Raw genomic sequence first — 20,629 nt, 5'->3', positions numbered from 1 at the left:
CCCGCGAAGCGGGCAGCCCACCATTTCAGCCTTGCGATCTACCCTTTCAGCAGCTGCCGCAGCACGTAATGCAGAATGCCGCCGGCCTTGAAGTACTCCACCTCGTTCTGCGTGTCTATGCGACACAACACCTCGACCTTCTGCTGGCTGCCGTCCTCGCGCTGGATATCCAGTACCAGGGTCATCTGCGGGCGTAGCTGGACGCCGTCCAGGCCGCCGATGCTGACCTTCTCGCGGCCGCTCAGGCCCAGGCTCTTGCGATCCTGGCCAGCCTTGAACTGCAGCGGCAGCACACCCATGCCGACCAGGTTGGAGCGGTGGATACGCTCGAAGCTCTCGGCGATCACCGCCTTCACGCCGAGCAGGTTGGTGCCCTTGGCCGCCCAGTCGCGGGAGGAGCCGGTGCCGTACTCCTTGCCGGCGAAGATCACCAGCGGCACGCCCTCCGCCTGGTAGCGCATGGCCGCGTCGTAGATCGCCAGCTTGTCGCCGCCGGGCAGGTGCAGGGTGTTGCCGCCTTCCTCGCCGCCGAGCATCTCGTTGCGGATGCGGATATTGGCGAAGGTGCCGCGCATCATCACCTCGTGGTTGCCGCGCCGCGAGCCGTAGGAGTTGAAGTCCACCGGCGCCACGCCGTGCTCGCTCAGGTAGCGCCCGGCCGGACTGTCCTTCTTGATGTTGCCGGCGGGGGAGATGTGGTCGGTGGTCACCGAGTCGCCGAGCAGGGCGAGGATGCGCGCACCGTGGATGTCGCCCACATGCGGCGGGTCGCCGGCGATGTCCTGGAAGAACGGTGGATGCTGGATATAGGTGGAGTCGGCCTGCCATTCGTAGGTGGCTGCCTGAGGCACGGCGATGGCCTGCCACTGGGCGTCGCCGGCGAACACCTCGGCGTATTCCTTGCGGAACATGGCGGTGTCGACCTTGGCGATGGCCTCGGCGATCTCCCGCTGGCTCGGCCAGATGTCGCGCAGGTACACCGGCTGGCCATCCTTGCCGGTGCCCAGCGGTTCGCGGCTGAGGTCGATGCGCACGTTGCCGGCCAGGGCGTAGGCCACCACCAGCGGCGGCGAGGCCAGCCAGTTGGCCTTGACCAGCGGATGCACGCGCCCCTCGAAGTTGCGGTTGCCGGACAGCACCGAGGCCACCGTCAGGTCGGCCTGATGGATGGCCTGTTCGATCGGCTCCAGCAGCGGGCCGGAGTTGCCAATGCAGGTGGTGCAGCCGTAGCCGACCAGATCGAAGCCCAGCTGATCCAGGTAGGGCGTCAGGCCGGCGGCCTTGAAGTATTCGGTGACCACCTTGGAACCGGGCGCCAGCGAGCTCTTCACCCAGGGCCGGCGGCTCAGACCTTTCTCCACCGCCTTCTTCGCCACCAGGCCGGCGGCCATCATCACGCTGGGGTTGGAGGTGTTGGTGCAGGAAGTGATGGCGGCGATCACCACGGCGCCGGTCTTCAGCCGGTAGGTCTGGCCCTGGTCGGCATAGTCGACCTCCGCGACCTGATCGGCATTGCCCACCGCCACGCCACCGCCACCCTCACTGAGCAGGCGGCCTTCCTCCTTGGCTGGCGGTTTCAGCTGCACGCCGAGAAAGTCCTCGAAGGCGGCCGGTACGTCCGGCAGCGCGACCCGGTCCTGCGGGCGTTTGGGCCCGGCCAGGCTGGCCTCGACGCTGCCCATGTCCAGTTCCAGGCTGTCGCTGAACAGCGGCTCATGGCCAGGCAGGCGCCACAGACCCTGGATCTTGGCGTAGGCCTCGACCAGTTGCACCACGTCCTCGGGGCGTCCGGACAGGCGCAGGTAGCCGAGGGTAATGTCGTCCACCGGGAAGAAGCCGCAGGTGGCGCCGTATTCCGGTGCCATGTTGGCGATGGTGGCGCGGTCGGCCAGGGGCAGGTCGGCCAAACCGTCGCCGTAGAATTCGACGAATTTGCCGACCACGCCCTTCTTGCGCAGCATCTGGGTGACGGTCAGCACCAGGTCGGTGGCGGTGATGCCTTCCTTCAGCTTGCCGCTGAGCTTGAAGCCGATCACCTCGGGTATCAGCATCGATACCGGCTGGCCGAGCATGGCCGCCTCCGCCTCGATGCCGCCCACGCCCCAACCGAGCACGCCGAGGCCGTTGACCATGGTGGTGTGCGAGTCGGTGCCGACCAGGGTGTCGGGGAAGGCGAAGGTGGCGCCGTCCTCGTCCTTGGTCCACACGGTGCGGGCCAGGTATTCCAGGTTGACCTGGTGGCAGATGCCGGTGCCCGGCGGCACCACGCTGAAGTTGGCGAAGGCGTTCTGCCCCCAGCGCAGGAAGGCGTAGCGCTCGCCGTTGCGCTGCATTTCGATGTCGACGTTCTGGCCGAAGGCGGAGGGCGAAGCGTACTTGTCGACCATCACCGAGTGGTCGATCACCAGGTCCACCGGCGATAGCGGGTTGATCTTCTGCGGGTCGCCACCGGCCTGGGCCATGGCCGCGCGCATGGCGGCCAGGTCGACCACCGCCGGTACGCCGGTGAAGTCCTGCATCAGTACCCGCGCCGGACGGTACTGGATCTCGTGGTCAGAACGGCGCTGGTCGAGCCAGTCGACCATGGCCTGGATATCGCGCGGACTGACGGTGTGGTCGTCCTCGAAGCGCAGCAGGTTCTCTAGCAGCACCTTGAGCGACATGGGCAGGCGTTGAATATCACCGAGGCGCTTGGCGGCCTCCGGCAGGCTGAAATAGCGGTAGGTCGTGGCGCCTACCTGCAGGTCACGTCGGCAATTCAGGCTATCCAGGGAAGACATGGTCGGGCTCCTGCTCGGTTGAACTTCTGAAACTAGACCGTCAGGTCAGCTCCTGCCACTGCACTGGACCGGTCGGGCGCGCCTGGGGTTCCCGACGGGGCTCCCGACTCCGCTATCATGCGCGGCCTGAGGAGAGCCGCCGATGAACACCCTACTACTGCACTGCCGCCCCGGCTTCGAGGGCGAGGTCTGCGCCGAGATCAGCGACCACGCCGCGCGCCTGGAAGTGGCCGGCTACGCCAAGTCCAAGCCCAGCAGCGCCCATGCCGAATTCGTCTGCAGCGAGCCCCAGGGCGCCGAGCGCCTGATGCGCGCGCTGCGTTTCAGCAGGCTGATCTTCCCGCGCCAGTGGGCGCGCGGCAGCTACCTGCAATTGCCGGAGACCGACCGCATCAGCGTGTTGCTGCAGGCGCTGGCCGAGTATCCGGCGTGTGGCAGCCTGTGGCTGGAAGTCTTCGATACCAACGACGGCAAGGAGCTGTCGAACTTCTGCAAGAAGTTCGAGGGCCCGCTGCGCAAGGCACTGGAGAAGGCCGGCAAGCTGGTCGACGACCCGAGCAAGCCGCGTCTGCTGCTGACCTTCAAGAGCGGCCGCGAGGTGTTCCTCGGCATCGCCGAAGCCAATAACCAGGCGCTCTGGCCGATGGGTATCCCGCGGCTGAAATTCCCGCGCGAGGCGCCGAGCCGCTCGACCCTCAAGCTGGAAGAGGCCTGGCACACCTTCATCCCGCGCGAGCAGTGGGAGACGCGGCTGTCGGACGAGATGACCGGCGTCGACCTGGGCGCCGCGCCCGGTGGCTGGACCTACCAACTGGTGAAGCGCGGCATGCTGGTGACCGCCATCGACAACGGCCCCATGGCCGAAAGCCTGATGGACACCGGCCTGGTCACCCATCTGATGGTCGACGGCTTCACCTGGAAGCCCAAGCAGCCGGTGGACTGGATGGTCTGTGACATCGTCGAGAAGCCGGCGCGCACCACGGCGATGGTCGAGGAGTGGATCGGCGGCGGGCACTGCCGCGAGGCGGTGGTCAACCTCAAGCTGCCGATGAAGCAGCGCTACGCCGAGGTGTGCAAGCTGCTGCAGCGCCTGGAGGATGCCTTCGCCGCGCGCCGGCTGAAGGTGTCCATCGCCTGCAAGCAGCTCTACCACGACCGCGAGGAAGTCACCTGCCACCTGCGTCGTCTGTAGCCCGGCGGTAGGCCCAGTAGCTCTGCTTGTGGCCCCTGGCCTGGTACTCCCAGCTAGGCGTTCCCCGGCAGGCGCTCGGCCTCTGCGCGGTTCAGCTCGGTGGCGACGACCAATTCATTGCCGTTGTCGTCCAGCCGCTTAACGCACCAGTCGTGCTGCTCGTCCACCGTTCGGCCTCCCGTGCTGGGCGCGTGTTGTCCTTTACGCCACAATAGCCGCCAGTTTTTCGGAGTAGCCCATGTCCCTGCAACCCGACGCCATTCTCGACGCCTGCGGCCTCAACTGCCCGGAGCCGGTGATGATGCTGCACAACAAGGTGCGTGACCTGCCGGCCGGCGGCCTGCTCAAGGTGCTCGCCACCGATCCCTCGACCAAGCGCGATATCCCCAAGTTCTGCATGTTCCTCGGCCACGAGCTGCTGGAGCAGGGCGAGGACGGCGGCACCTACCAGTACTGGATTCGCAAGAAGCTCGATTGACCCGCTGCCGTTCCCTGCGGCCAGAGTTCCGACATGCCTTACTACTTCGCCTACGGCTCCAACATGAATCCCGCGCGCATGCAGGCGCGCGGCCTGGTCGTCGAGGAGATGATGGCGGCGCGGTTGCCGGGCTATGCCCTGAGTTTCAACAAGCGCGCCCACGACAATCCCGGTCGGGCCTACGCCAATATCCGCCACCAGGCCGGCGGCGTGGTGGAAGGCGTGCTCTATCGCCTGGCCGACGAGCGCGAGATCTTCAAGCTGGATGTGTTCGAAGGCACGCCGATCTACTACAGCCGCGAACGCATGCGCATCGAAACCGAGCGAGGGGCCGTCTCCGCCTGGATCTACATCGCCAATCCGGCCTGGCGCAGCGAGGGGCTGGCGCCCAGCAGCGGCTACCTGGCCCATCTACTGGCGGGCCGCGAGCTACTTTCCGCCGACTACTGGGCGGCGCTGGCCGCCACCGTCGCGCTCGCTGACTGAGCGTGAATGCGCTGGCGCGCGCTGCGCGCCAGGCGGATACCGAGCAGCACGGCGGCGCAGGTCAGCCCCACCACCAGACCCTGCCACAGACCGCTGGGCCCGGACGGCTGGCCCAGCCAGTCGGACAGCCCCAGCGCGTAACCCACCGGCAGGCCGATGCCCCAGTAGGCGAACAGGGTGATCAGCATAGTCGCGCGGGTGTCCTGGTAACCGCGCAGGGCACCGGCGGCGGTGACCTGCACCGCGTCGGAGAACTGGAACAGCGCCGAGTACACCAGCAGGGTGGCGGCCATGGCGATCACCGTCGGGTCCGGGCTGTAGATGGCGGCGATCTGCTCGCGCAACAACAGCATCAGGCTCGCCGACAGGCAGGCGTAGGTCAGCGCCGTGCCCATTGCCACGCCAGCGGCGAAGCGCGCATCGCGCGGCGTACCGCGGCCGATGGACTGGCCGACCCGTACCGTGGCGGCCATGGCCAGGGAGTAGGGGATCATGAAGATCATCGAGCTGAAGTTCAGGGCGATCTGGTGCCCGGCCACCACGGTGGCGCCGAGGCCGCCGATCAGCAGGGCGATCACCGAGAAGATGCTCGACTCGGCGAAGATGGACACGCCGATGGGCAGGCCGACGCTCAGCAGGCGGCGGATCACCGGCCACTGCGGCCACTCGAAGTGCTTGAACAGCTCGCTGGGGCGATACGCCGGCGCCCAGCGCACCCACCACAACATGCCCAGCAGGCTGCACCACATCACCGCGCCCGTGGCCCAGCCGCAGCCGACGCCGCCCAAAGCAGGGAAACCCAGGTGGCCATAGATCAGCACGTAGTTGAGCGGGATGTTCAGCAGCAGGCCGCAGATGCCCAGTACCATGCTCGGCCGGGTACGGCCGAGACCATCACTGAAGCAGCGCAGTACCTGATACAGCGCAGTGGCCGGGAAGCCGCAGGCCACACCGCGCAGGTAGCCCATGGCCAGGGCACTGAGCTCGGCGTCCACACCCATCAGGCGCAGCACCGGCTCGGCGTTCCACAACAGCACCGCGCACAACGCGCCGATGGCCAGGGCCAGCCACAATGCCTGGCGCACCAGCGGGCCGTTTTCCGCCTCCTTGCCGGCGCCGAAGCGTTGCGCCACCTTGGCCGTGGTGGCCAGCAGGGTGCCGTTCATCAGCAGGAACACCGGCACCCACAACGAGTTGCCCAGGGCTACGCCCGCCAAGTCACGCGCGCTGACCCGGCCGGCCATCACCGTATCAACGAAGCCCATCGAGGTGTATGCCAGCTGGGCGATGATGATCGGCGTGGCCAGCGCCAGCAGGGCGCGAATTTCGGCCAGGGTGCGGGCGGAGCGGGAGAGGGCGTGCATGGATGGTCCGGCGAGATGGAGCAGAGGAGGCGCGCTAGTCTAGCCCTGTCTGCCTGGTCAGGAAAGCGTGGCTTACCCGGCGCACCGCTCTGCGCCTAGAATGGCGGCTCGTGATTGGAGTGCCTCATGCAGATTGTCGCCGACGAAAACATCCCGCTGCTCGACGAGTTCTTCGCCGCTTTCGGCCCGATCAGCCGCCATTCCGGTCGCAGCATCGACCGCGCCGCGCTGGGCGATGCCGAAGTGCTGCTGGTGCGCTCGGTGACCAAGGTCGACCGTGCGTTGCTGGAAGGCAGCAAGGTGCGCTTCGTTGGCACCTGCACCATCGGTACCGACCATCTCGACCTGGACTATTTCGCCGAGGCCGGCATCGCCTGGTCCAGCGCCCCCGGCTGCAACGCCCGCGGTGTGGTGGACTACGTGCTGGGCTGCCTGCTGGCGCTGGCGGAAAGCACCGGCGCCAAGCTGCCCGAGCTGCGCTACGGCGTGGTCGGCGCCGGCCAGGTCGGTGGGCGCTTGGTCGAAGTGCTGCGCGGGCTGGGCTGGAACCTGTTGGTCTGCGATCCGCCGCGTCAGGCCGCCGAGGGCGGCGACTTCGTCGACCTGGACACCATTCTGCGCGAGTGCGATGCCATCAGCCTGCACACTCCGCTGGATGCCGGCACCCGCCACCTGCTCGGTGCCGAGCAGCTGCGCCAACTAAAGCCGGGCGCCTGGCTGATCAATGCCAGCCGCGGCCCGGTGGTGGACAACGCTGCGCTTAAGGCTCATCTGCAGAATGGCGCCGACCTGCAGGTGGCGCTGGACGTGTGGGAGGGGGAGCCGCTGGCCGATCCCGAACTGGCCGCGCTGTGCCAGATCGCCACCCCGCACATCGCCGGCTACAGCCTGGATGGCAAGCTGCGCGGTACGGCGCAGATCTATCAGGCTTACTGCAAGGCCATGGGGTTGGAGGAGACGGTGCAACTGGCCGACCTGCTGCCGTCGGCCTGGCTGGGTGAGCTGTTATTGCACGAGGACGCCGATATCGGCTGGGCGCTGGCCACCCTGTGTCGTGCGGTATACGACCCGCGCCGTGACGATGCCGATTTCCGCCGCAGCCTGGTTGGCGATGCGGCTCAGCGCAAGGCGGCCTTCGACCATTTGCGTAAACACTATCCCTATCGTCGCGAGATCGACGGTCTGCAGGTGCGTCTGGAGGGCGATGCACCGCACCTGGCGGCGCTGGCGGCGGCGCTGGGTTGCCACCCGCGCTGAGGCGGTGGGTCAGTGCCAGTGGTGAGGTGTCTGCCAAGCCTTGTCCAGCTCGCGGCAGGCCTGCTGGATCATCTGCTCGGTAATGGGAATCTCCCGACCCTCTGCATCGATGATGGCGCCGCCCAGCGGTTGTGGCGGGTTGGCGGGTTTGGTCTGGGACTGCGGGGGCTGCTGTTGCGCTTTCATGACCGTTTCCTCCGGACTATGTGGAAAGTCTAGGACGGGCAGATGAAGGCGCTGTGACAGCGGGCGCGAGAGGTTTTTTCGGGGCACCCAACGGTGCGCCGTATTGGAGTAGGTATGAGTGTTTTCCATCTGGGCCTGATCATCAATCCGCTGGCCGGCCTTGGCGGACCAGCGGCGCTCAAGGGCAGCGACGGCGTGGCCGCCGAGGCCCTGGCTCGCGGCGCCGAACCGCGCGCCGCCGAACGTACGCGCATCACCCTGGAGTGCCTGCGGCCGGTGGCCGAGCGCCTGCAGTTCGTCACCTTTCCCGGCGCCATGGGCGCCGACCTGCTGAACGAAATGGGCTACGCCCACCGGGTGCTCGGCAGCCTGGGCGAGAGCCCGACCACGGCGGCGGATACCCAGGCCGCGGTGCGCGCCCTGCAGGACGCCGGTTGTGCGCTGATCCTGTTCGCCGGTGGCGACGGCACCGCGCGCGACGTGTGCAGCGCGGTGCGCGAGGACCAGCCGGTACTGGGTATCCCGGCCGGGGTGAAGATCCACTCCGGGGTCTATGCCATCAGCCCGCGCGCCGCCGGGCAGATGGCCCTGCGCCTGATTGAGGGCGGCCTGGTGCGCCTGTCCAGTGGCGAAGTGCGCGATATAGATGAAGCGGCCCTGCGCGAGGGCAAGGTGGGCGCGCGTCATTACGGCGAGATGTGCGTGCCGGTGGAGGGCGAGTTCATGCAGCACGTCAAACAGGGCGGCATGGAATCCGAGGAGCTGGTGCTGGTGGACCTGGCCGACTGGCTGCAGGAAAGCTGGGAAGACGGCGTGCGCTACGTGTTCGGCCCCGGTTCGACCCTGCATGGGCTGGCGCAGAACCTCGGCCTGGAGACCACCCTGTTGGGCGTGGATGTGATCGAAGACGGCGCGGTGATCGCCCGCGATGTGACCGAAGCGCAGCTGTTCGAGTTGATCGACGGTCATCCGGCGCGCCTGCTGGTCACTGCCATCGGTGGCCAGGGCCATATCATCGGCCGCGGCAACCAGCAGATCAGCCCGCGTGTATTGCGCGCCATCGGTCTCGACCACCTGCGGGTGATCGCCACCAAGCGCAAGCTCGGCACCCTGGAAGGTCGTCCCTTGCTGGTCGACAGTGGTGATCCGGCGCTGGACGAGGCCTTCCCCGACGCCGTGCGGGTGTGGGCGGGCTACCGGGAAGAATTGCTCTACCCATTGCGTTGAAACAGGAGAAGGTCATGCATCAGGGAAGCTGCCTGTGCGGCGAGATTCGCTATCAGATTGAGGGTGAGCTTGCACCCATCCAGCTGTGCCATTGCAGCCAGTGCCGGCGGGCGCAAGGCACGCCGTTTGCCAGCAATATCCCGGTCAGCGAAGCAGCATTCCATCTGCTCAGCGGTGCCGAACGCCTGCAGGCGTTCGAGTCCTCGCCAGGCAAGCAGCGGGTATTCTGCTCGCGCTGCGGCTCACCCATCTACAGCCGCACCAGCCAGCTGCCGGGTGTACTGCGCATCCGTGTCGGCAGCCTGCAGGGCGAGGTGGCGAGCCGGCCCGGCTGGCACATATATGCCGACTCCAAGGCCAACTGGTGGGAGTTGCACGACGATCTGCCACGCTACGCCGCGCGCAAGGAATGACCATGCGCCATCTCCTGCTTCTGCTGGTCTTCGCGCTGGCCCCGGCCTGGGCGGTGGGCATCGATCCGCAACGCCTGGTGCTCGATGCCCGCAGCCAGGTCGGCGTGACCCTGAGCTATGACCCGGTCTACCGCCAGCTGGACTACCCCGGCGGCGACGTGCCGCTGAGCACCGGCGTGTGCACGGATGTGGTGATCCGCGCCCTGCGCGAGCAGGGCCTGGACCTGCAGAAGAGCGTGCACGAGGACATGCGCGCGCACTTCGCCCTGTACCCGAAGAACTGGGGGCTCAAGCGCACCGACCGCAATATCGACCACCGCCGCGTACCCAACCTGATGACCTGGTTCAAGCGCCAGGGTATGGCGCTGAAGGTCAGCGACAGGCCGGCCGATTACCAGGCCGGCGATATCGTCACCTGGGACCTGGGGCGCGGCCTGACCCATATCGGCATCGTCTCCGACCGCAGCAGCCCGGCTGGTGTGCCGCTGGTGCTGCACAACATCGGCCGTGGCACGCGGGAGGAGGACATCCTGTTCGGCTTCGCCATCACCGGCCACTATCGCTTCGTTGATTGAGGTCACCGCTGCGCTCAATGAGTTAGCATCGCCGCAGGATTTTCGGAGGTCTCGATGGCATTCCCACCCCATATCCAGGCCGGCGATCGCGTCGTGCTGTTCGACGGTGTGTGCCGGCTGTGCAATGGCTGGGCGAAGTTTCTGATTCGCCATGACCACGAGCGGCGTTTTCGCCTGTGCTCGGTGCAGTCGGCCGAGGGCCAGGCGATCCTGGCCTGGTTCGGTTTGCCGACCGACGCTTTCGAAACCATGGCCTATGTGGAAGGCGAGACGCTGTTCGTGCGCTCCGACGCCGTACTGCGCGTCGTCGCCCAGCTACCCGGTGCCTGGCGCCTGCTGGCCGTGCTGCGTTTCCTGCCGCGCGTTTTGCGCGACTGGTGCTACGACCGCATCGCCCTGAACCGCTACCGTCTGTTCGGTCGCTACGACAGCTGCCTGCTGCCCGACGCCGACCACCAGCAACGCTTCCTCGACTCCGCCGAGCCGCGACCATGAGCCTGTTCTCGGATAACCGGCGCCAGGCGCTGGGCATGGCCTGGCGCTTCGTCGCGCCGTACCGCTGGCGCCTGGTCGGAGCCCTGGCCGCGTTGATGTTCACCGCCGCCATCACCCTGTCCATGGGGCAGGGCATCCGCCTGCTGGTGGACCAAGGCCTGGCGACCCAGTCGCAGAGCGCGCTGAATCACTCCATCGCGCTGTTCTTCGTGCTGGTGCTGGCCCTGGCGGTCGGTACCTTCACCCGTTTCTACCTGGTCAGCTGGATCGGCGAGCGTTTCGTCGCCGACATCCGGCGCAAGGTGTTCGACCACCTGATCGACCTGCACCCCGGCTTCTACGAGAGCAACCGCGCCTCGGAGATCCAGTCGCGGCTGACCGCCGATACCACGCTGCTGCAGACGGTGATCGGCTCGTCGCTGTCCATGGCCCTGCGCAACGGCATCATGCTGATCGGCGGGGTGATCCTGCTGTTTGTCACCAACGCCAAGCTCAGCGCCATCGTGGTCTGTTCGCTGCCGCTGGTGGTGGCGCCGATCCTGATCTTCGGCCGCCGCGTGCGCGCGCTGTCCCGGCAGACCCAGGATCGGGTTGCCGACGTGGGCAGCTATATCGGCGAGACCCTCGGCCAGATCAAGACGGTGCAGGCCTATAACCACCAGGCCCAGGATCGCCAGCGCTTCGCCGGCACCGTGGAGGCCGCGTTCGCCACCGCCGGCAAGCGCATCCGCCAGCGCGCCTGGTTGATCACCGTGGTCATCGTGCTGGTGCTCGGCGCCGTGGGCGCCATGCTCTGGGTCGGCGGCATGGATGTGATCGCCGGGCGTATCAGCGGCGGCGACCTGGCGGCGTTCGTGTTCTACAGCCTGATCGTCGGCATGTCCTTCGGTGCCATCAGCGAGGTGATCGGCGAGCTGCAGAGCGCCGCCGGCGCCGCCGAGCGCATTGCCGAACTGCTGCGCACGCGCAACGCCATCACCGCGCCGAGCGAGAACCTGCTGCAACTGCCGGAGCGGGTGAGTGGCGCGGTCGAGCTGCGTGGCGTGCGCTTCTTCTATCCGGCCCGGCCGGAGCAGCCGGCCATTGATGGCATCGATCTGGCGATACGCGCCGGTGAGACCCTGGCTCTGGTCGGCCCGTCCGGCGCTGGCAAGTCGACCCTTTTCGATCTGCTGCTGCGCTTCTTCGATCCGCAGGAAGGCGAGGTGCTGATCGAGGGTGTGCCGATCCAGCGTCTCGATCCGGCCGACCTGCGCCGCTGCTTCGCCCTGGTGTCGCAGAACCCGGCGCTCTTCTTCGGCTCGGTGGAGGACAACCTGCGCTATGGGCGCCCGGATGCCAGCGCCGCCGAGGTCGGGGCCGCGGCGCGTGCAGCCCATGCCCACGAGTTCATCGAGCGCCTGCCGCAGGGCTATCAGACCCACCTGGGCGAGGCCGGGCTGGGGCTTTCCGGCGGCCAGCGCCAGCGCCTGGCGATTGCCCGCGCGCTGCTCACCGATGCGCCGATCCTGCTGCTCGACGAGGCCACCAGTGCGCTGGATGCCGAGAGTGAGCACCTGATCCAGCAGGCGTTGCCGGGGCTGATGCGTGGGCGCACCACACTGGTCATCGCCCACCGTCTGGCCACCGTGCAGAATGCTGACCGCATCGCGGTGGTCGACCGCGGCCGGCTGCAGGCCATTGGCAGCCACGCCGAGCTGGTGGCGAGCAATCCGCTGTACGCACGGCTGGCGCAGCTGCAGTTCAATACCGAGCGTCGTTAAGGAGCAATGGTGCACAAGGAATTCGGTGTGGTGGTGCTGGGTGGCTATGGCAACTTCGGCCAGGTCATCGTGCGCAAGCTGGGGGCTATCGCTGGCATGCGCGTGTGGGTGGCCGGGCGCGACCTGGCCAAGGCCGAGGCGCTGGCGGCGCAAACCGGCACCCAGGCGCTGCAGCTGGACATGAACGCGCCGGATCTGGTCGAGCGTCTGGGCGCTCTGGGTGCGCAGCTGCTGATTTCGACCGCCGGGCCCTTCCAGCGCCAGGACTACCGGGTGGCGCGCGCCGCCATCGAGGCCGGTCTGCATTACGCCGACCTGGCCGATGCCCGCGCCTTCGTCTGCGCTATCGGCGAGCTGGATACGGCGGCGAAAGCGGCCGGGGTGCTGGTCTGCGGCGGCGCCAGTTCGGTGCCGGCCCTTGCGGGCGGGGTGATCGACAGCCTGCTGCCGCGCTTCTCCCGCCTGGACCATATTTGGCACGGCATCAGCTCTTCGGAGAAAACACCGGGAGCTTCGACCCTGGAGGCGGTGCTGGACTACTGTGGCAAACCGTTCCAGCAATGGCGCGACGGCGCCTGGCGCGAGGTGTTCGGCTGGCAGGACCTGGCGCGTCACGACTTCCCCGCACCACTCGGCCCTCGCTGGGTGGCCAACTGCGATGTCCCCGATCTGCAGCTGTTTCCGGCGCGCTATCCGGGCGTGCGCAGCGTGCGTTTTTCGGCCGGCGTCGGCCTGCGCCTGACCCAGTTCGGCACCTGGGCACTGGCCTGGCTGGTGCGCGCCGGCCTGCTACGCAGTGCCGTGCCGCTGACCGACTTCTTGCATCGTCGTGCCGTGTCGGTGGAACCGTTCGGCGACGGCCGTAGCGGCATGTTCGTGCGCCTGAGCGGTCTCGATCAGGCAGGCCAGCCGTTGACGCTGTGCTGGGAACTGCTGGCTGAAAATAACGACGGCCCGAACATCCCCTGCATGGCCGCCGTCGCCCTGGCCCGCAAGCTGGCCGCTGGTACTTTGAACGCCCGTGGCGCCATGCCGTGCCTGGGCTTGCTGACGCTGGAGGAATACCTGGCGGAGCTGGACGGGCTGGCCATCGCTAGCGGTGTGAGGGTGCTGCCTGAGCTCGGTGCTGTGGGGTGATTCACGGTTACCTGTTGGTGCCCAAGTTACGCATCTATGGGGCGCCCGTTCTTGTGCACTGGTCGGTTGGCCTGTTCGCTGGCCTCTGCTTGTTGTGGTCTTGGAGTGCCGGGCTGCATGGGTTGCTGGCACTGCTCTGCTACCTCGCAATTATCCTCCTGCACGAGTGGGGGCATGCGTTCGTTGCCCATCGCCTGGGTCTGCACGTATACGAGGTGCAGCTGGGTTTTTTCCATGGCCTGTGCCTTTTCCAGAAACCGGCGGATTTCCTAGACGAGGTTAAGGTGGTCTGGGGTGGGGTTTTGGCGCAGTTTGGCGTGGCCGCGCTGGTTTTGTTGCCGTTGCCGCTGTTCGGCGAGCGCTTGGGTTATTACGGGCCGGTGGTGATAGTGCTCGGCTTCTTCAATTTGCTGATGGCGTGCTGCAATCTGCTGCCAGGTCGGAGCTTGGATGGCGGTCGGGCTTGGAAGATCGTCGCATTGCTCTGGGTGCGTTGGCGATCCTAGGGCTTGGTTATCTGACGCTCGCTTCTGGGCCTGATGGTTGCGGCAGCGCCGACCGAAGCTAGGATGATGGCGCCGATCGCCAGCCACTGAATCGGACTCAGGTTCTCGCTGAGGAAGATCAGGCCGGAGAGGGCAGCGATGGCCGGCTCCAGGCTCATGAATACGCTGAAGGTACGCGCCGGCATGCGGGTGAGGGCGAACATCTCCAGGCTGTAGGGCAGGGCCGAAGACATTACCGCCACGGCCAGGGCCACCGGCAGCAGGTCCATGGAGAACAGGCCGCCGCCGACCTGCCAGAGGCCCACCGGGAATACCAATAACGCCGCCACCACAGTGCCGAAGGCCACGGTCTGCGCGCCGTGGGCGGCACCGGCCTTCTGCCCGAACAGGATGTACAGCGCCCAGCACACGCCGGCGCCCAGAGCCAGGGCCATGCCCAGCGGGTCGAGATGGTCGCTGGCACTGGTGTCCGGCAACAGCAGCCAGAGGCCGAGCACGGCCAGGGCGATCCACACGAAGTCCAGCAGGCGGCGCGACGAAAACAGCGCCAGAGCCAATGGGCCGGTGAATTCCAGGGCGACGGCGATGCCCAGCGGAATGCTCTTCAGCGACATGTAGAACAGCAGGTTCATAGCCCCCAGCGACAGGCCATAGCCGAGCAGCGAGCGCCAGGCAGCCAGGTTGGGACGGCTGCGCCAGGGACGCATGACGATGCACAGGATCAGCGCGGCCAGGCTCAGGCGCAGGGCTGTGGTGCCCTCGGGGCCGATCAGCGGGAACAGGCTCTTGGCCAGGGAGGCGCCGCTCTGGATGGAGGTCATGGCGACCACCAGCAGGACGATGGGCAGAGCGATGGAGGTGGAGCGCGACATGATGGATTCCGAGCGGTACCGCAATAAAAAACCGGCCACTGGGGCCGGTTCTTTCAACCTAGCCTAGATCAGCGGTATTCGCAGAGGTAGGCGGTGTCTACGGCGACCTTCAGCTGGAACTTGCTGTTACCCGGCACGGTGAACTTGCTGCCGGCCTCGAAGGTTTCCCAATTGTCGCTGCCCGGCAGCTTGACGGTCAGGGCGCCGGCGACCACGTGCATCACTTCCAGCTGGGCGGTGCCGAACTCGTACTCACCCGGAGCCATGACGCCGATGGTGGCCGGGCCTTCGCTCATGGCGAAGCCGATGGATTTGACGGTGCCGTCGAAGTACTCGTTGACCTTGAACATGGCGGGCTCCTCGGAAGGGTCAAAAATGGCCCGCCAGTATGCCCAACCAGCCCGCCTCAGTCAGCCCTCAGGGGGCAAATATCAGCGGCAGCAGCCGGGCGGTGTTGCGCGCATCCTCCAGGGCCCGGTGCTGGCGGCCCTGGAACTGCAGACCGGTCAGCTGCAGCGCGCCCTGCAGGCCCACGGCGCGCTTGAGCTGGCGACTGTCGGCGAAGCTCTGCTTGAGGTTGTGGTGCGGGATGTCCTGCAGGCAGCTGCACAGATCGTGACGCTGCCATTCCTGCTGCAGCTGACGGCGGTCGTAGTCACCCCAGCTGCCCCAGCCCGCCAGGTGCGGCAGATGGGGCTCCAGCCAGCGCTCGAACTGCGGCCAGACCTGGCCCAACGGTGGGGCGCTATCCACCTGCGCCTGGGTGATGCGGGTCAGTTCGCGGCAGAAACTGGTGAGGACCGGGCGCCGCTGGGGGCGGATGAAGCGCTGGAAGTGTTCCAACTCGTGGCCATCGGACGCCACCAGGCTGGCACCGATCTCGATGATTTCCATGTCTTCCACCGGCCAGCCGCCTTCTTCGGTGGTCGCTTCCAGGTCGATGATCAGCCAGTGCCGCATAGGTTCCCTCCTTAGCTCCTCACCAGTATGGAAGGGCCGGTGTCAGCGGGCAAAGCCGCGTGCACAGTTTTGCCGTTCAGCTGTGCTGGCCGGCCGCCCCTCGATCCGGGCTATGCTTGGACACCAGTTAGCGAGGAGGTGGTGCATGGCAAAGGTGGCGTTTATCGGTCTGGGCGTGATGGGTTTCCCCATGGCTGGGCATCTGGCGTGCGAGGGGCATGAGATCTGCGTGTACAACCGCTCGCCAGCCAAGGTGCAGTTGTGGGAAGACGAGTTCGCCGGCGAATCGGCACCGACCCCGCGCGAGGCTGCGCAAGGCGCCGAGTTCGTGATGACTTGCGTCGGTAACGACGACGATCTGCGCAGCGTGCTGCTCGGTCCGGACGGTGCCTTCGCCGGCATGGCGGCAGGTAGCGTGCTGGTCGACCACACCACCGCTTCTGCCAATGTTGCCCGCGAGCTGGCGGCCATTGCCGCCGAGCAGGGCCTGGGCTTTCTTGATGCGCCGGTGTCTGGCGGCCAGGCCGGCGCTGAGAATGGCATGCTGACGGTAATGGTTGGCGGCGAGGAGGTCTTTTATAAGCGTGCCGAGCCGGTGATCGACGCCTACGCCAAGATGATCAAGCTGATGGGACCGGTGGGCAGCGGCCAGCTGACCAAGATGGTCAACCAGATCTGCATCGGCGGTCTGGTCCAGGGCCTGTCCGAGGCCCTGCATTTTGCCCAGTGCGCCGGCCTCGACGGCCATGCGGCGATGGAAGTGATCAGCAAGGGCGCGGCCCAGTCCTGGCAGCTGGAGAACCGCCACCAGACCATGCTGGCCGGCAAGTTCGACTTCGGTTTCGCCGTGGACTGGATGCGCAAGGATCTGTCGATTTTGCTGGAAGAGGCCCGCCGCAACGGCGCGCAGCTGCCGGTAACGGCGCTGGTCGACCAGTTCTATTCCGACGTACAGGCCATGGGTGGCGGCCGCTGGGATACATCCAGCCTGATCGCCCGTCTCAAGCAGCGTCCCTGAGGCGCCCGCCCGCCCGGCCCCGGGCGGGCTTGCTGGCGTCATTCGCCGCCCGTTCCGACGTGCTCAGCTGCTACCCGCCTCAGGCACGGAAGATGAAGTACACCGCACCCAACAGGCACAGGCCCGCCCACAGGTAGTCCAGCTTCAGCGGCTGCTGCATCACGTAGACGCTGAAGGGCACGAACACCGCCAGGGTGATGACCTCCTGCATGATCTTCAGTTGGCCGACCGACATCTCGGTGTAACCGATGCGGTTGGCCGGCACCATGATCAGGTACTCGAACAGCGCGATGCCCCAGCTGACCAGCGCCGCGACCAGCCAGGGCTTGCTGTTCATGGTCTTCAGGTGGCCGTACCAGGCGAAGGTCATGAAGATGTTCGACAGGGTGAGCAAGGCTGCGGTTTGCATCCAGACCGGCATGGCGATGTTCTCGTGAGGCAAAGCAGCAAGCCTAGATAGCTGTGAGCAGTTGGCCAAGCCACAGCGGCTGAGGCGTGGGGATGGAAGGCACGGCGTCCAGGCGTTAAGATCGCCGCCGCTCTGCGCATGAGAGGTCTTCATGGAATGTCGTGCCGGCTGCGGTGCCTGCTGCATCGCGCCTTCCATCAGTTCGCCGATTCCCGGTCTGCCTCAGGGCAAGGCCGCGGGTGAGCGCTGCCTGCACCTCACTGCCGAGTTCCTCTGCGCCATCTTCGGCAGCCCCGAGCGCCCGGATGTTTGCTTGGCCTTTTCCGCCGCGGACTACGTGTGTGGCGACAGCCGCGAAGAGGCGATCCGCCTGATTGGCTGGCTGGAACAAGCCACCGCCTGAGCGAGTCGAATCCAGGCCCGGCGGCGCTGCCGGCGGGTCAATATCCCCAAGGAGCAATGATGATTGCATTGAGTCGAGCGGCCGCCATCTGTGGTCTGAGCCTGCTGGCAAGTGGTCTGGCCCATGCCGAGGACTGGCAGCTGGCCAAGGACGAGGGCGGCATCAGGGTCTACCTGAGCGAGGTGCCGGGCTCCAAGTACAAGGCTTATCGCGGCGTGACCACCATCGCCAGCGATGTGGCGGCATTGCGCAAGCTGCAGGAGGATGTGAAGGGCTCCTGTGCCTGGATTCACGCCTGCGCCGAGCAGAGCCTACTCAAGCATGAAGGTGCCGAGAGCTGGGTCTACACCCGCTTCGAGATGCCCTGGCCGGTAGAGGCCCGGGATTCGATACTGCACGTGGTGTCGGAGCAGGGCGTCGATGGCAGCCTGATCCGCAAGATGGACGGCCAGCCCAAGTTCATCCCGCTCGACCAGGACCACACCCGGGTCACCAGCCTGCAGGGCTACTGGAGCCTGGTGCCGAAGGACGGCAAGGTCGAGGTGATCTACCAGGTGCACACCGAGCCGGGTGGCAGCGTGCCGTCCTGGCTGGCCAACAGCTTTGTGGTGGATGCGCCGTTCAATACCCTGAAGGGGTTGCGTGACCTGGCCGAGAAACGCTGAGGCCGGAAATGAAAAAAGGCTGCCAATTGGCAGCCTTTTTCTTTGCCCGCAAAACTTACTTGCGGTCTTCCAGCTTGACGTAGTCGCGCTTGTCGTAGCCGGTGTAGAGCTGGCGCGGACGGCCGATCTTGTAAGGGCTGGACAGCATTTCCTTCCAGTGCGAGATCCAGCCGACGGTACGCGACAGGGCGAAGATCACGGTGAACATGCTGGTCGGGATGCCGATGGCCTTGAGGATGATGCCCGAGTAGAAGTCTACGTTCGGGTACAGGTTGCGTTCCTTGAAGTACGGATCGGTGAGGGCGATCTCTTCCAGGCGCATGGCCAGTTCCAGCTGCGGGTCGTTCTTGATGCCCAGTTCGGCCAGCACTTCGTCGCAGGTCTTCTTCATCACGGTGGCGCGCGGGTCGCGGTTCTTGTACACGCGGTGACCGAAGCCCATCAGCTTGAACGGATCGTTCTTGTCCTTGGCCTTGGCGATGAACTTGTCGATGTTCTCGACGCTGCCGATCTCGTCCAGCATGGTCAGTACGGCTTCGTTGGCGCCGCCGTGTGCCGGGCCCCACAGCGCGGCGATGCCGGCGGCGATACAGGCGAACGGGTTGGCACCGGAGGAACCGGCCAGACGTACGGTGGAGGTGGAGGCGTTCTGCTCATGGTCGGCGTGCAGGACGAAGATGCGGTCCATCGCCTTGGCCAGTACCGGGCTGATCGGTTTGATCTCGCACGGGGTGTTGAACATCATGTGCAGGAAGTTTTCCGCGTAGTTCAGGTCGTTACGCGGGTACATCATGGGCTGGCCCATGGAGTACTTGTACGCCATGGCGGCGATGGTCGGCATCTTGGCAATCAGGCGCATGGCCGAGACTTCGCGGTGCTGGGCGTTATTGATGTCCAGCGAGTCGTGGTAGAAGGCGGAGAGGGCGCCGACCACGCCGCACATGATGGCCATCGGGTGGGCATCGCGGCGGAAGCCGTTGAAGAAGCTCTTCAACTGCTCGTGAACCATGGTGTGGTTCTTGATGGTGCTGACGAACTTGGCCTTCTGCTCTGCGGTCGGCAGTTCGCCGTTCAGCAGCAGGTAGCAGGTTTCCAGGTAGTCGGACTTCTCGGCCAGCTGTTCGATGGGGAAGCCGCGGTGCAGCAGAACACCGGCGTCGCCGTCGATGTAGGTGATTTTCGACTCGCAAGAGGCGGTCGACATAAAGCCAGGATCAAAAGTGAAGCGACCCGTGGCGGTAAGGCCCCGTACGTCAACTACATCGGGACCTACGGTGCCGGTCAATACGGGCAGCTCTACGGGGGCATTGCCCTCGATGATCAACTGCGCTTTTTTGTCAGCCATGTTCGGCCTCCTGTTTATGCTTGAAATCATCAGAAGCCCCCCACGCAGGGCCCGGGACACTATAGAGACATAAATCTGAAAGTCAATTTACTGGAACCCAGACAGCAGAGGGGTTTCAGCCCTTTTTTGGGGCAGGGAGAGCGGCCTAATACGTCATTTATTAATGGCATGCAATCCGCTTTTTGGGGTGGGTCATTACGTTGTCATTAGTTACCTAACTGTCTATACTCTGCGCCCGGCCGTCAGGGGCTTTAAGGCCTACAATTAGACGGCTGGCACTCCCTTGGTGAGGGGTACCTGACCAGTGCACTTCCCGACAACTTGCCCTGTTTGTTAGGGGCCTCTAGTGTGAAAAAAGCCGTGAATAGCCAACGACCTGTAAACCTAGATCTCAGGACCATAAAACTCCCGATCACAGCTTATACGTCCATTCTGCACCGTATTTCCGGTGTCATCCTCTTCCTGGGAATCATCCTGATGCTGTTCGCTCTGGATAAATCCCTGGCCTCCGAGGAAGGCTTTGCAGAAGTTAAGGCGTGCCTGACCAGTCCGCTGGCCAAGCTGATCGTCTGGGGTCTTCTGTCCGCTCTGCTGTATCACCTGGTGGCCGGTGTACGCCATCTGATCATGGACATGGGTGTCGGCGAGTCGCTGGAAGGCGGCAAGCTGGGCTCGAAGATTGTTCTCGCCGTCTCGGTGGTGATCATTGTTCTGGCGGGGGTCTGGGTATGGTAACCAACGTAACCAACTTCTCGCGTTCGGGCCTCTACGACTGGATGGCCCAGCGCGTATCTGCGGTCGTTCTCGCGGCTTATTTCCTGTTCCTGATCGGCTACCTGGTAGCTCATCCGGGCCTCGGCTACGCCGAGTGGCATGCTCTGTTCTCCCACACTGCGATGCGCATCTTCAGCCTGCTGGCTCTGGTTGCTCTCATCGTGCACGCCTGGGTCGGTATGTGGACCATCACCACCGACTACCTGACGCCCATGGCCATTGGCCGCTGGGCGACCGGCGTGCGTTTCCTCGTCCAGGCGGTATGCGGCGTGCTCCAGTTCGTCGTGTTCGTCTGGGGTGTGCAGATCCTGTGGGGTTTCTGAT

Annotated in this window: 24 protein-coding genes; 16 read left to right on the top strand and 8 right to left on the bottom strand. The window is 65.7% G+C overall.

The annotated features are described in order from the left end of the window. Positions 1-38 precede the first annotated feature (38 nt). Positions 39-2,780: an aconitate hydratase AcnA gene (gene acnA / locus IB232_RS10065; RefSeq protein ID WP_192398359.1), complete on the bottom strand. Its 2,742-nt coding sequence runs from the start codon at positions 2,778-2,780 to the stop codon at positions 39-41. Positions 2,781-2,922: 142 nt separating this feature from the next. Here acnA and rlmM point away from each other — a divergent pair, with 142 nt between their 5' ends. The 3 genes from rlmM to IB232_RS10045 all read left to right on the top strand — a co-directional run bounded on the left by rlmM (position 2,923) and on the right by IB232_RS10045 (position 4,936). Continuing rightward, the gene (gene rlmM, locus IB232_RS10060; protein ID WP_192398358.1) at positions 2,923-3,972 is read left to right on the top strand and encodes a 23S rRNA (cytidine(2498)-2'-O)-methyltransferase RlmM; all 1,050 of its coding nucleotides are present in this window, start codon (positions 2,923-2,925) and stop codon (positions 3,970-3,972) included. A 238-nt stretch (positions 3,973-4,210) separates the two neighbouring features. Then, positions 4,211-4,450 carry a sulfurtransferase TusA gene (gene tusA / locus IB232_RS10050; protein WP_137972969.1) on the top strand — a complete coding sequence of 80 codons (240 nt, stop codon included), beginning with the start codon at positions 4,211-4,213 and terminating at the stop codon, positions 4,448-4,450. A 33-nt stretch (positions 4,451-4,483) separates the two neighbouring features. Continuing rightward, entirely contained in the window at positions 4,484-4,936 is a 453-nt protein-coding gene (locus IB232_RS10045) for a gamma-glutamylcyclotransferase family protein (RefSeq protein ID WP_192398357.1), read from the top strand. Here IB232_RS10045 and IB232_RS10040 read toward each other — a convergent pair. Further along, the gene (locus tag IB232_RS10040) at positions 4,894-6,300 is read right to left on the bottom strand and encodes an MATE family efflux transporter (protein WP_192398356.1); all 1,407 of its coding nucleotides are present in this window, start codon (positions 6,298-6,300) and stop codon (positions 4,894-4,896) included. The two genes, IB232_RS10045 and IB232_RS10040, sit on opposite strands and share 43 nt — an antisense overlap. Positions 6,301-6,426: 126 nt before the next feature. Here IB232_RS10040 and pdxB point away from each other — a divergent pair, with 126 nt between their 5' ends. Next, entirely contained in the window at positions 6,427-7,557 is a 1,131-nt protein-coding gene (gene pdxB / locus IB232_RS10035) for a 4-phosphoerythronate dehydrogenase PdxB (protein ID WP_192398355.1), read from the top strand. A gap of 9 nt (positions 7,558-7,566) precedes the next feature. Here the strand turns inward: pdxB and IB232_RS10030 are convergent, their stop codons facing one another. Next, on the bottom strand, positions 7,567-7,743 hold the full coding sequence (locus tag IB232_RS10030; RefSeq protein WP_192398354.1) for a PA1571 family protein: 177 nt from the start codon (positions 7,741-7,743) through the stop codon (positions 7,567-7,569). 114 nt (positions 7,744-7,857) lie between these two features. Here IB232_RS10030 and IB232_RS10025 point away from each other — a divergent pair, with 114 nt between their 5' ends. The 7 genes from IB232_RS10025 to IB232_RS09995 are packed head-to-tail and all read left to right on the top strand — an operon-like array spanning position 7,858 to position 13,859. Next, positions 7,858-8,970, top strand: a complete 1,113-nt coding sequence (locus tag IB232_RS10025; RefSeq protein WP_192398353.1) for an ATP-NAD kinase family protein — start codon at positions 7,858-7,860, stop codon at positions 8,968-8,970. A gap of 14 nt (positions 8,971-8,984) precedes the next feature. Further along, positions 8,985-9,383, top strand: coding sequence for a GFA family protein (locus IB232_RS10020; RefSeq protein WP_192398352.1), 399 nt, complete (start codon positions 8,985-8,987; stop codon positions 9,381-9,383). A 2-nt stretch (positions 9,384-9,385) separates the two neighbouring features. Further along, positions 9,386-9,958: a DUF1287 domain-containing protein gene (locus IB232_RS10015; protein WP_192398351.1), complete on the top strand. Its 573-nt coding sequence runs from the start codon at positions 9,386-9,388 to the stop codon at positions 9,956-9,958. A 54-nt stretch (positions 9,959-10,012) separates the two neighbouring features. After that, positions 10,013-10,453, top strand: coding sequence for a thiol-disulfide oxidoreductase DCC family protein (locus tag IB232_RS10010; RefSeq protein ID WP_192398350.1), 441 nt, complete (start codon positions 10,013-10,015; stop codon positions 10,451-10,453). Next, entirely contained in the window at positions 10,450-12,216 is a 1,767-nt protein-coding gene (locus tag IB232_RS10005; protein ID WP_192398349.1) for an ABC transporter transmembrane domain-containing protein, read from the top strand. Before IB232_RS10010 ends, IB232_RS10005 begins: the two co-directional genes overlap by 4 nt. 9 nt (positions 12,217-12,225) lie before the next feature. Further along, on the top strand, positions 12,226-13,353 hold the full coding sequence (locus tag IB232_RS10000; RefSeq protein ID WP_318652254.1) for a saccharopine dehydrogenase family protein: 1,128 nt from the start codon (positions 12,226-12,228) through the stop codon (positions 13,351-13,353). Further along, complete coding sequence (locus IB232_RS09995; RefSeq protein ID WP_192398347.1) at positions 13,350-13,859, top strand: hypothetical protein; 510 nt, start codon at positions 13,350-13,352, stop codon at positions 13,857-13,859. The genes IB232_RS10000 and IB232_RS09995 overlap by 4 nt, the downstream gene beginning before the upstream one ends. On the opposite strand, the gene rhtA is transcribed toward IB232_RS09995, so the two are convergent. The 3 genes from rhtA to IB232_RS09980 form a co-directional block, all read right to left on the bottom strand. Further along, positions 13,856-14,731, bottom strand: coding sequence for a threonine/homoserine exporter RhtA (gene rhtA, locus IB232_RS09990; RefSeq protein WP_192398346.1), 876 nt, complete (start codon positions 14,729-14,731; stop codon positions 13,856-13,858). The two genes, IB232_RS09995 and rhtA, sit on opposite strands and share 4 nt — an antisense overlap. A 68-nt stretch (positions 14,732-14,799) precedes the next feature. Beyond that, positions 14,800-15,081 carry a pyrimidine/purine nucleoside phosphorylase gene (locus IB232_RS09985; protein ID WP_137972982.1) on the bottom strand — a complete coding sequence of 94 codons (282 nt, stop codon included), beginning with the start codon at positions 15,079-15,081 and terminating at the stop codon, positions 14,800-14,802. A 67-nt stretch (positions 15,082-15,148) separates the two neighbouring features. Continuing rightward, positions 15,149-15,691: an exonuclease domain-containing protein gene (locus IB232_RS09980; RefSeq protein ID WP_192398345.1), complete on the bottom strand. Its 543-nt coding sequence runs from the start codon at positions 15,689-15,691 to the stop codon at positions 15,149-15,151. A 145-nt stretch (positions 15,692-15,836) separates the two neighbouring features. Between IB232_RS09980 and IB232_RS09975 the strand changes: the two genes are divergently transcribed. Further along, the gene (locus tag IB232_RS09975) at positions 15,837-16,709 is read left to right on the top strand and encodes an NAD(P)-dependent oxidoreductase (protein WP_192398344.1); all 873 of its coding nucleotides are present in this window, start codon (positions 15,837-15,839) and stop codon (positions 16,707-16,709) included. Positions 16,710-16,788: 79 nt separating this feature from the next. On the opposite strand, the gene IB232_RS09970 is transcribed toward IB232_RS09975, so the two are convergent. Continuing rightward, positions 16,789-17,130 carry a DMT family protein gene (locus IB232_RS09970; protein WP_192398343.1) on the bottom strand — a complete coding sequence of 114 codons (342 nt, stop codon included), beginning with the start codon at positions 17,128-17,130 and terminating at the stop codon, positions 16,789-16,791. A gap of 139 nt (positions 17,131-17,269) precedes the next feature. On the opposite strand from IB232_RS09970, the gene IB232_RS09965 reads away from it, so the two are divergent. Further along, the gene (locus tag IB232_RS09965; protein WP_137972986.1) at positions 17,270-17,521 is read left to right on the top strand and encodes a YkgJ family cysteine cluster protein; all 252 of its coding nucleotides are present in this window, start codon (positions 17,270-17,272) and stop codon (positions 17,519-17,521) included. 59 nt (positions 17,522-17,580) lie between these two features. Continuing rightward, a complete protein-coding gene (locus IB232_RS09960; RefSeq protein WP_192398342.1) occupies positions 17,581-18,186 on the top strand; it encodes an START domain-containing protein in 606 nt (201 codons plus the stop codon). 55 nt (positions 18,187-18,241) lie between these two features. On the opposite strand, the gene gltA is transcribed toward IB232_RS09960, so the two are convergent. Next, positions 18,242-19,531, bottom strand: coding sequence for a citrate synthase (gltA, locus tag IB232_RS09955; RefSeq protein ID WP_192398341.1), 1,290 nt, complete (start codon positions 19,529-19,531; stop codon positions 18,242-18,244). 348 nt (positions 19,532-19,879) lie between these two features. Between gltA and sdhC the strand changes: the two genes are divergently transcribed. Next, a complete protein-coding gene (sdhC, locus tag IB232_RS09950) occupies positions 19,880-20,266 on the top strand; it encodes a succinate dehydrogenase, cytochrome b556 subunit (RefSeq protein ID WP_192398340.1) in 387 nt (128 codons plus the stop codon). Next, positions 20,260-20,628 (top strand): succinate dehydrogenase, hydrophobic membrane anchor protein, encoded by a 369-nt coding sequence (sdhD, locus tag IB232_RS09945; protein ID WP_137972989.1) that lies wholly within the window; start codon positions 20,260-20,262, stop codon positions 20,626-20,628. Before sdhC ends, sdhD begins: the two co-directional genes overlap by 7 nt. Position 20,629 lies beyond the last annotated feature (1 nt).

Source organism: Pseudomonas sp. PDM15 (assembly GCF_014851565.1).
GTDB lineage: Bacteria > Pseudomonadota > Gammaproteobacteria > Pseudomonadales > Pseudomonadaceae > Aquipseudomonas.
The sequence above is the reverse complement of the archived record's forward strand: the minus strand, read 5'-3'. Positions and strand labels throughout refer to the sequence as shown.

Excerpts from the sequence above, each read along its gene's own strand:
- acnA (WP_192398359.1), bottom strand. The coding sequence starts at position 2,780 with ATGTCTTCCCTGGATAGCCTGAATTGCCGACGTGACCTGCAGGTAGGC.
- rlmM (WP_192398358.1), top strand. The coding sequence starts at position 2,923 with ATGAACACCCTACTACTGCACTGCCGCCCCGGCTTCGAGGGCGAGGTC.
- tusA (WP_137972969.1), top strand. The coding sequence starts at position 4,211 with ATGTCCCTGCAACCCGACGCCATTCTCGACGCCTGCGGCCTCAACTGC.
- IB232_RS10045 (WP_192398357.1), top strand. The coding sequence starts at position 4,484 with ATGCCTTACTACTTCGCCTACGGCTCCAACATGAATCCCGCGCGCATG.
- IB232_RS10040 (WP_192398356.1), bottom strand. The coding sequence starts at position 6,300 with ATGCACGCCCTCTCCCGCTCCGCCCGCACCCTGGCCGAAATTCGCGCC.
- pdxB (WP_192398355.1), top strand. The coding sequence starts at position 6,427 with ATGCAGATTGTCGCCGACGAAAACATCCCGCTGCTCGACGAGTTCTTC.
- IB232_RS10030 (WP_192398354.1), bottom strand. The coding sequence starts at position 7,743 with ATGAAAGCGCAACAGCAGCCCCCGCAGTCCCAGACCAAACCCGCCAAC.
- IB232_RS10025 (WP_192398353.1), top strand. The coding sequence starts at position 7,858 with ATGAGTGTTTTCCATCTGGGCCTGATCATCAATCCGCTGGCCGGCCTT.
- IB232_RS10020 (WP_192398352.1), top strand. The coding sequence starts at position 8,985 with ATGCATCAGGGAAGCTGCCTGTGCGGCGAGATTCGCTATCAGATTGAG.
- IB232_RS10015 (WP_192398351.1), top strand. The coding sequence starts at position 9,386 with ATGCGCCATCTCCTGCTTCTGCTGGTCTTCGCGCTGGCCCCGGCCTGG.
- IB232_RS10010 (WP_192398350.1), top strand. The coding sequence starts at position 10,013 with ATGGCATTCCCACCCCATATCCAGGCCGGCGATCGCGTCGTGCTGTTC.
- IB232_RS10005 (WP_192398349.1), top strand. The coding sequence starts at position 10,450 with ATGAGCCTGTTCTCGGATAACCGGCGCCAGGCGCTGGGCATGGCCTGG.
- rhtA (WP_192398346.1), bottom strand. The coding sequence starts at position 14,731 with ATGTCGCGCTCCACCTCCATCGCTCTGCCCATCGTCCTGCTGGTGGTC.
- IB232_RS09985 (WP_137972982.1), bottom strand. The coding sequence starts at position 15,081 with ATGTTCAAGGTCAACGAGTACTTCGACGGCACCGTCAAATCCATCGGC.
- IB232_RS09980 (WP_192398345.1), bottom strand. The coding sequence starts at position 15,691 with ATGCGGCACTGGCTGATCATCGACCTGGAAGCGACCACCGAAGAAGGC.
- IB232_RS09975 (WP_192398344.1), top strand. The coding sequence starts at position 15,837 with ATGGCAAAGGTGGCGTTTATCGGTCTGGGCGTGATGGGTTTCCCCATG.
- IB232_RS09970 (WP_192398343.1), bottom strand. The coding sequence starts at position 17,130 with ATGCCGGTCTGGATGCAAACCGCAGCCTTGCTCACCCTGTCGAACATC.
- IB232_RS09965 (WP_137972986.1), top strand. The coding sequence starts at position 17,270 with ATGGAATGTCGTGCCGGCTGCGGTGCCTGCTGCATCGCGCCTTCCATC.
- IB232_RS09960 (WP_192398342.1), top strand. The coding sequence starts at position 17,581 with ATGATTGCATTGAGTCGAGCGGCCGCCATCTGTGGTCTGAGCCTGCTG.
- gltA (WP_192398341.1), bottom strand. The coding sequence starts at position 19,531 with ATGGCTGACAAAAAAGCGCAGTTGATCATCGAGGGCAATGCCCCCGTA.
- sdhD (WP_137972989.1), top strand. The coding sequence starts at position 20,260 with ATGGTAACCAACGTAACCAACTTCTCGCGTTCGGGCCTCTACGACTGG.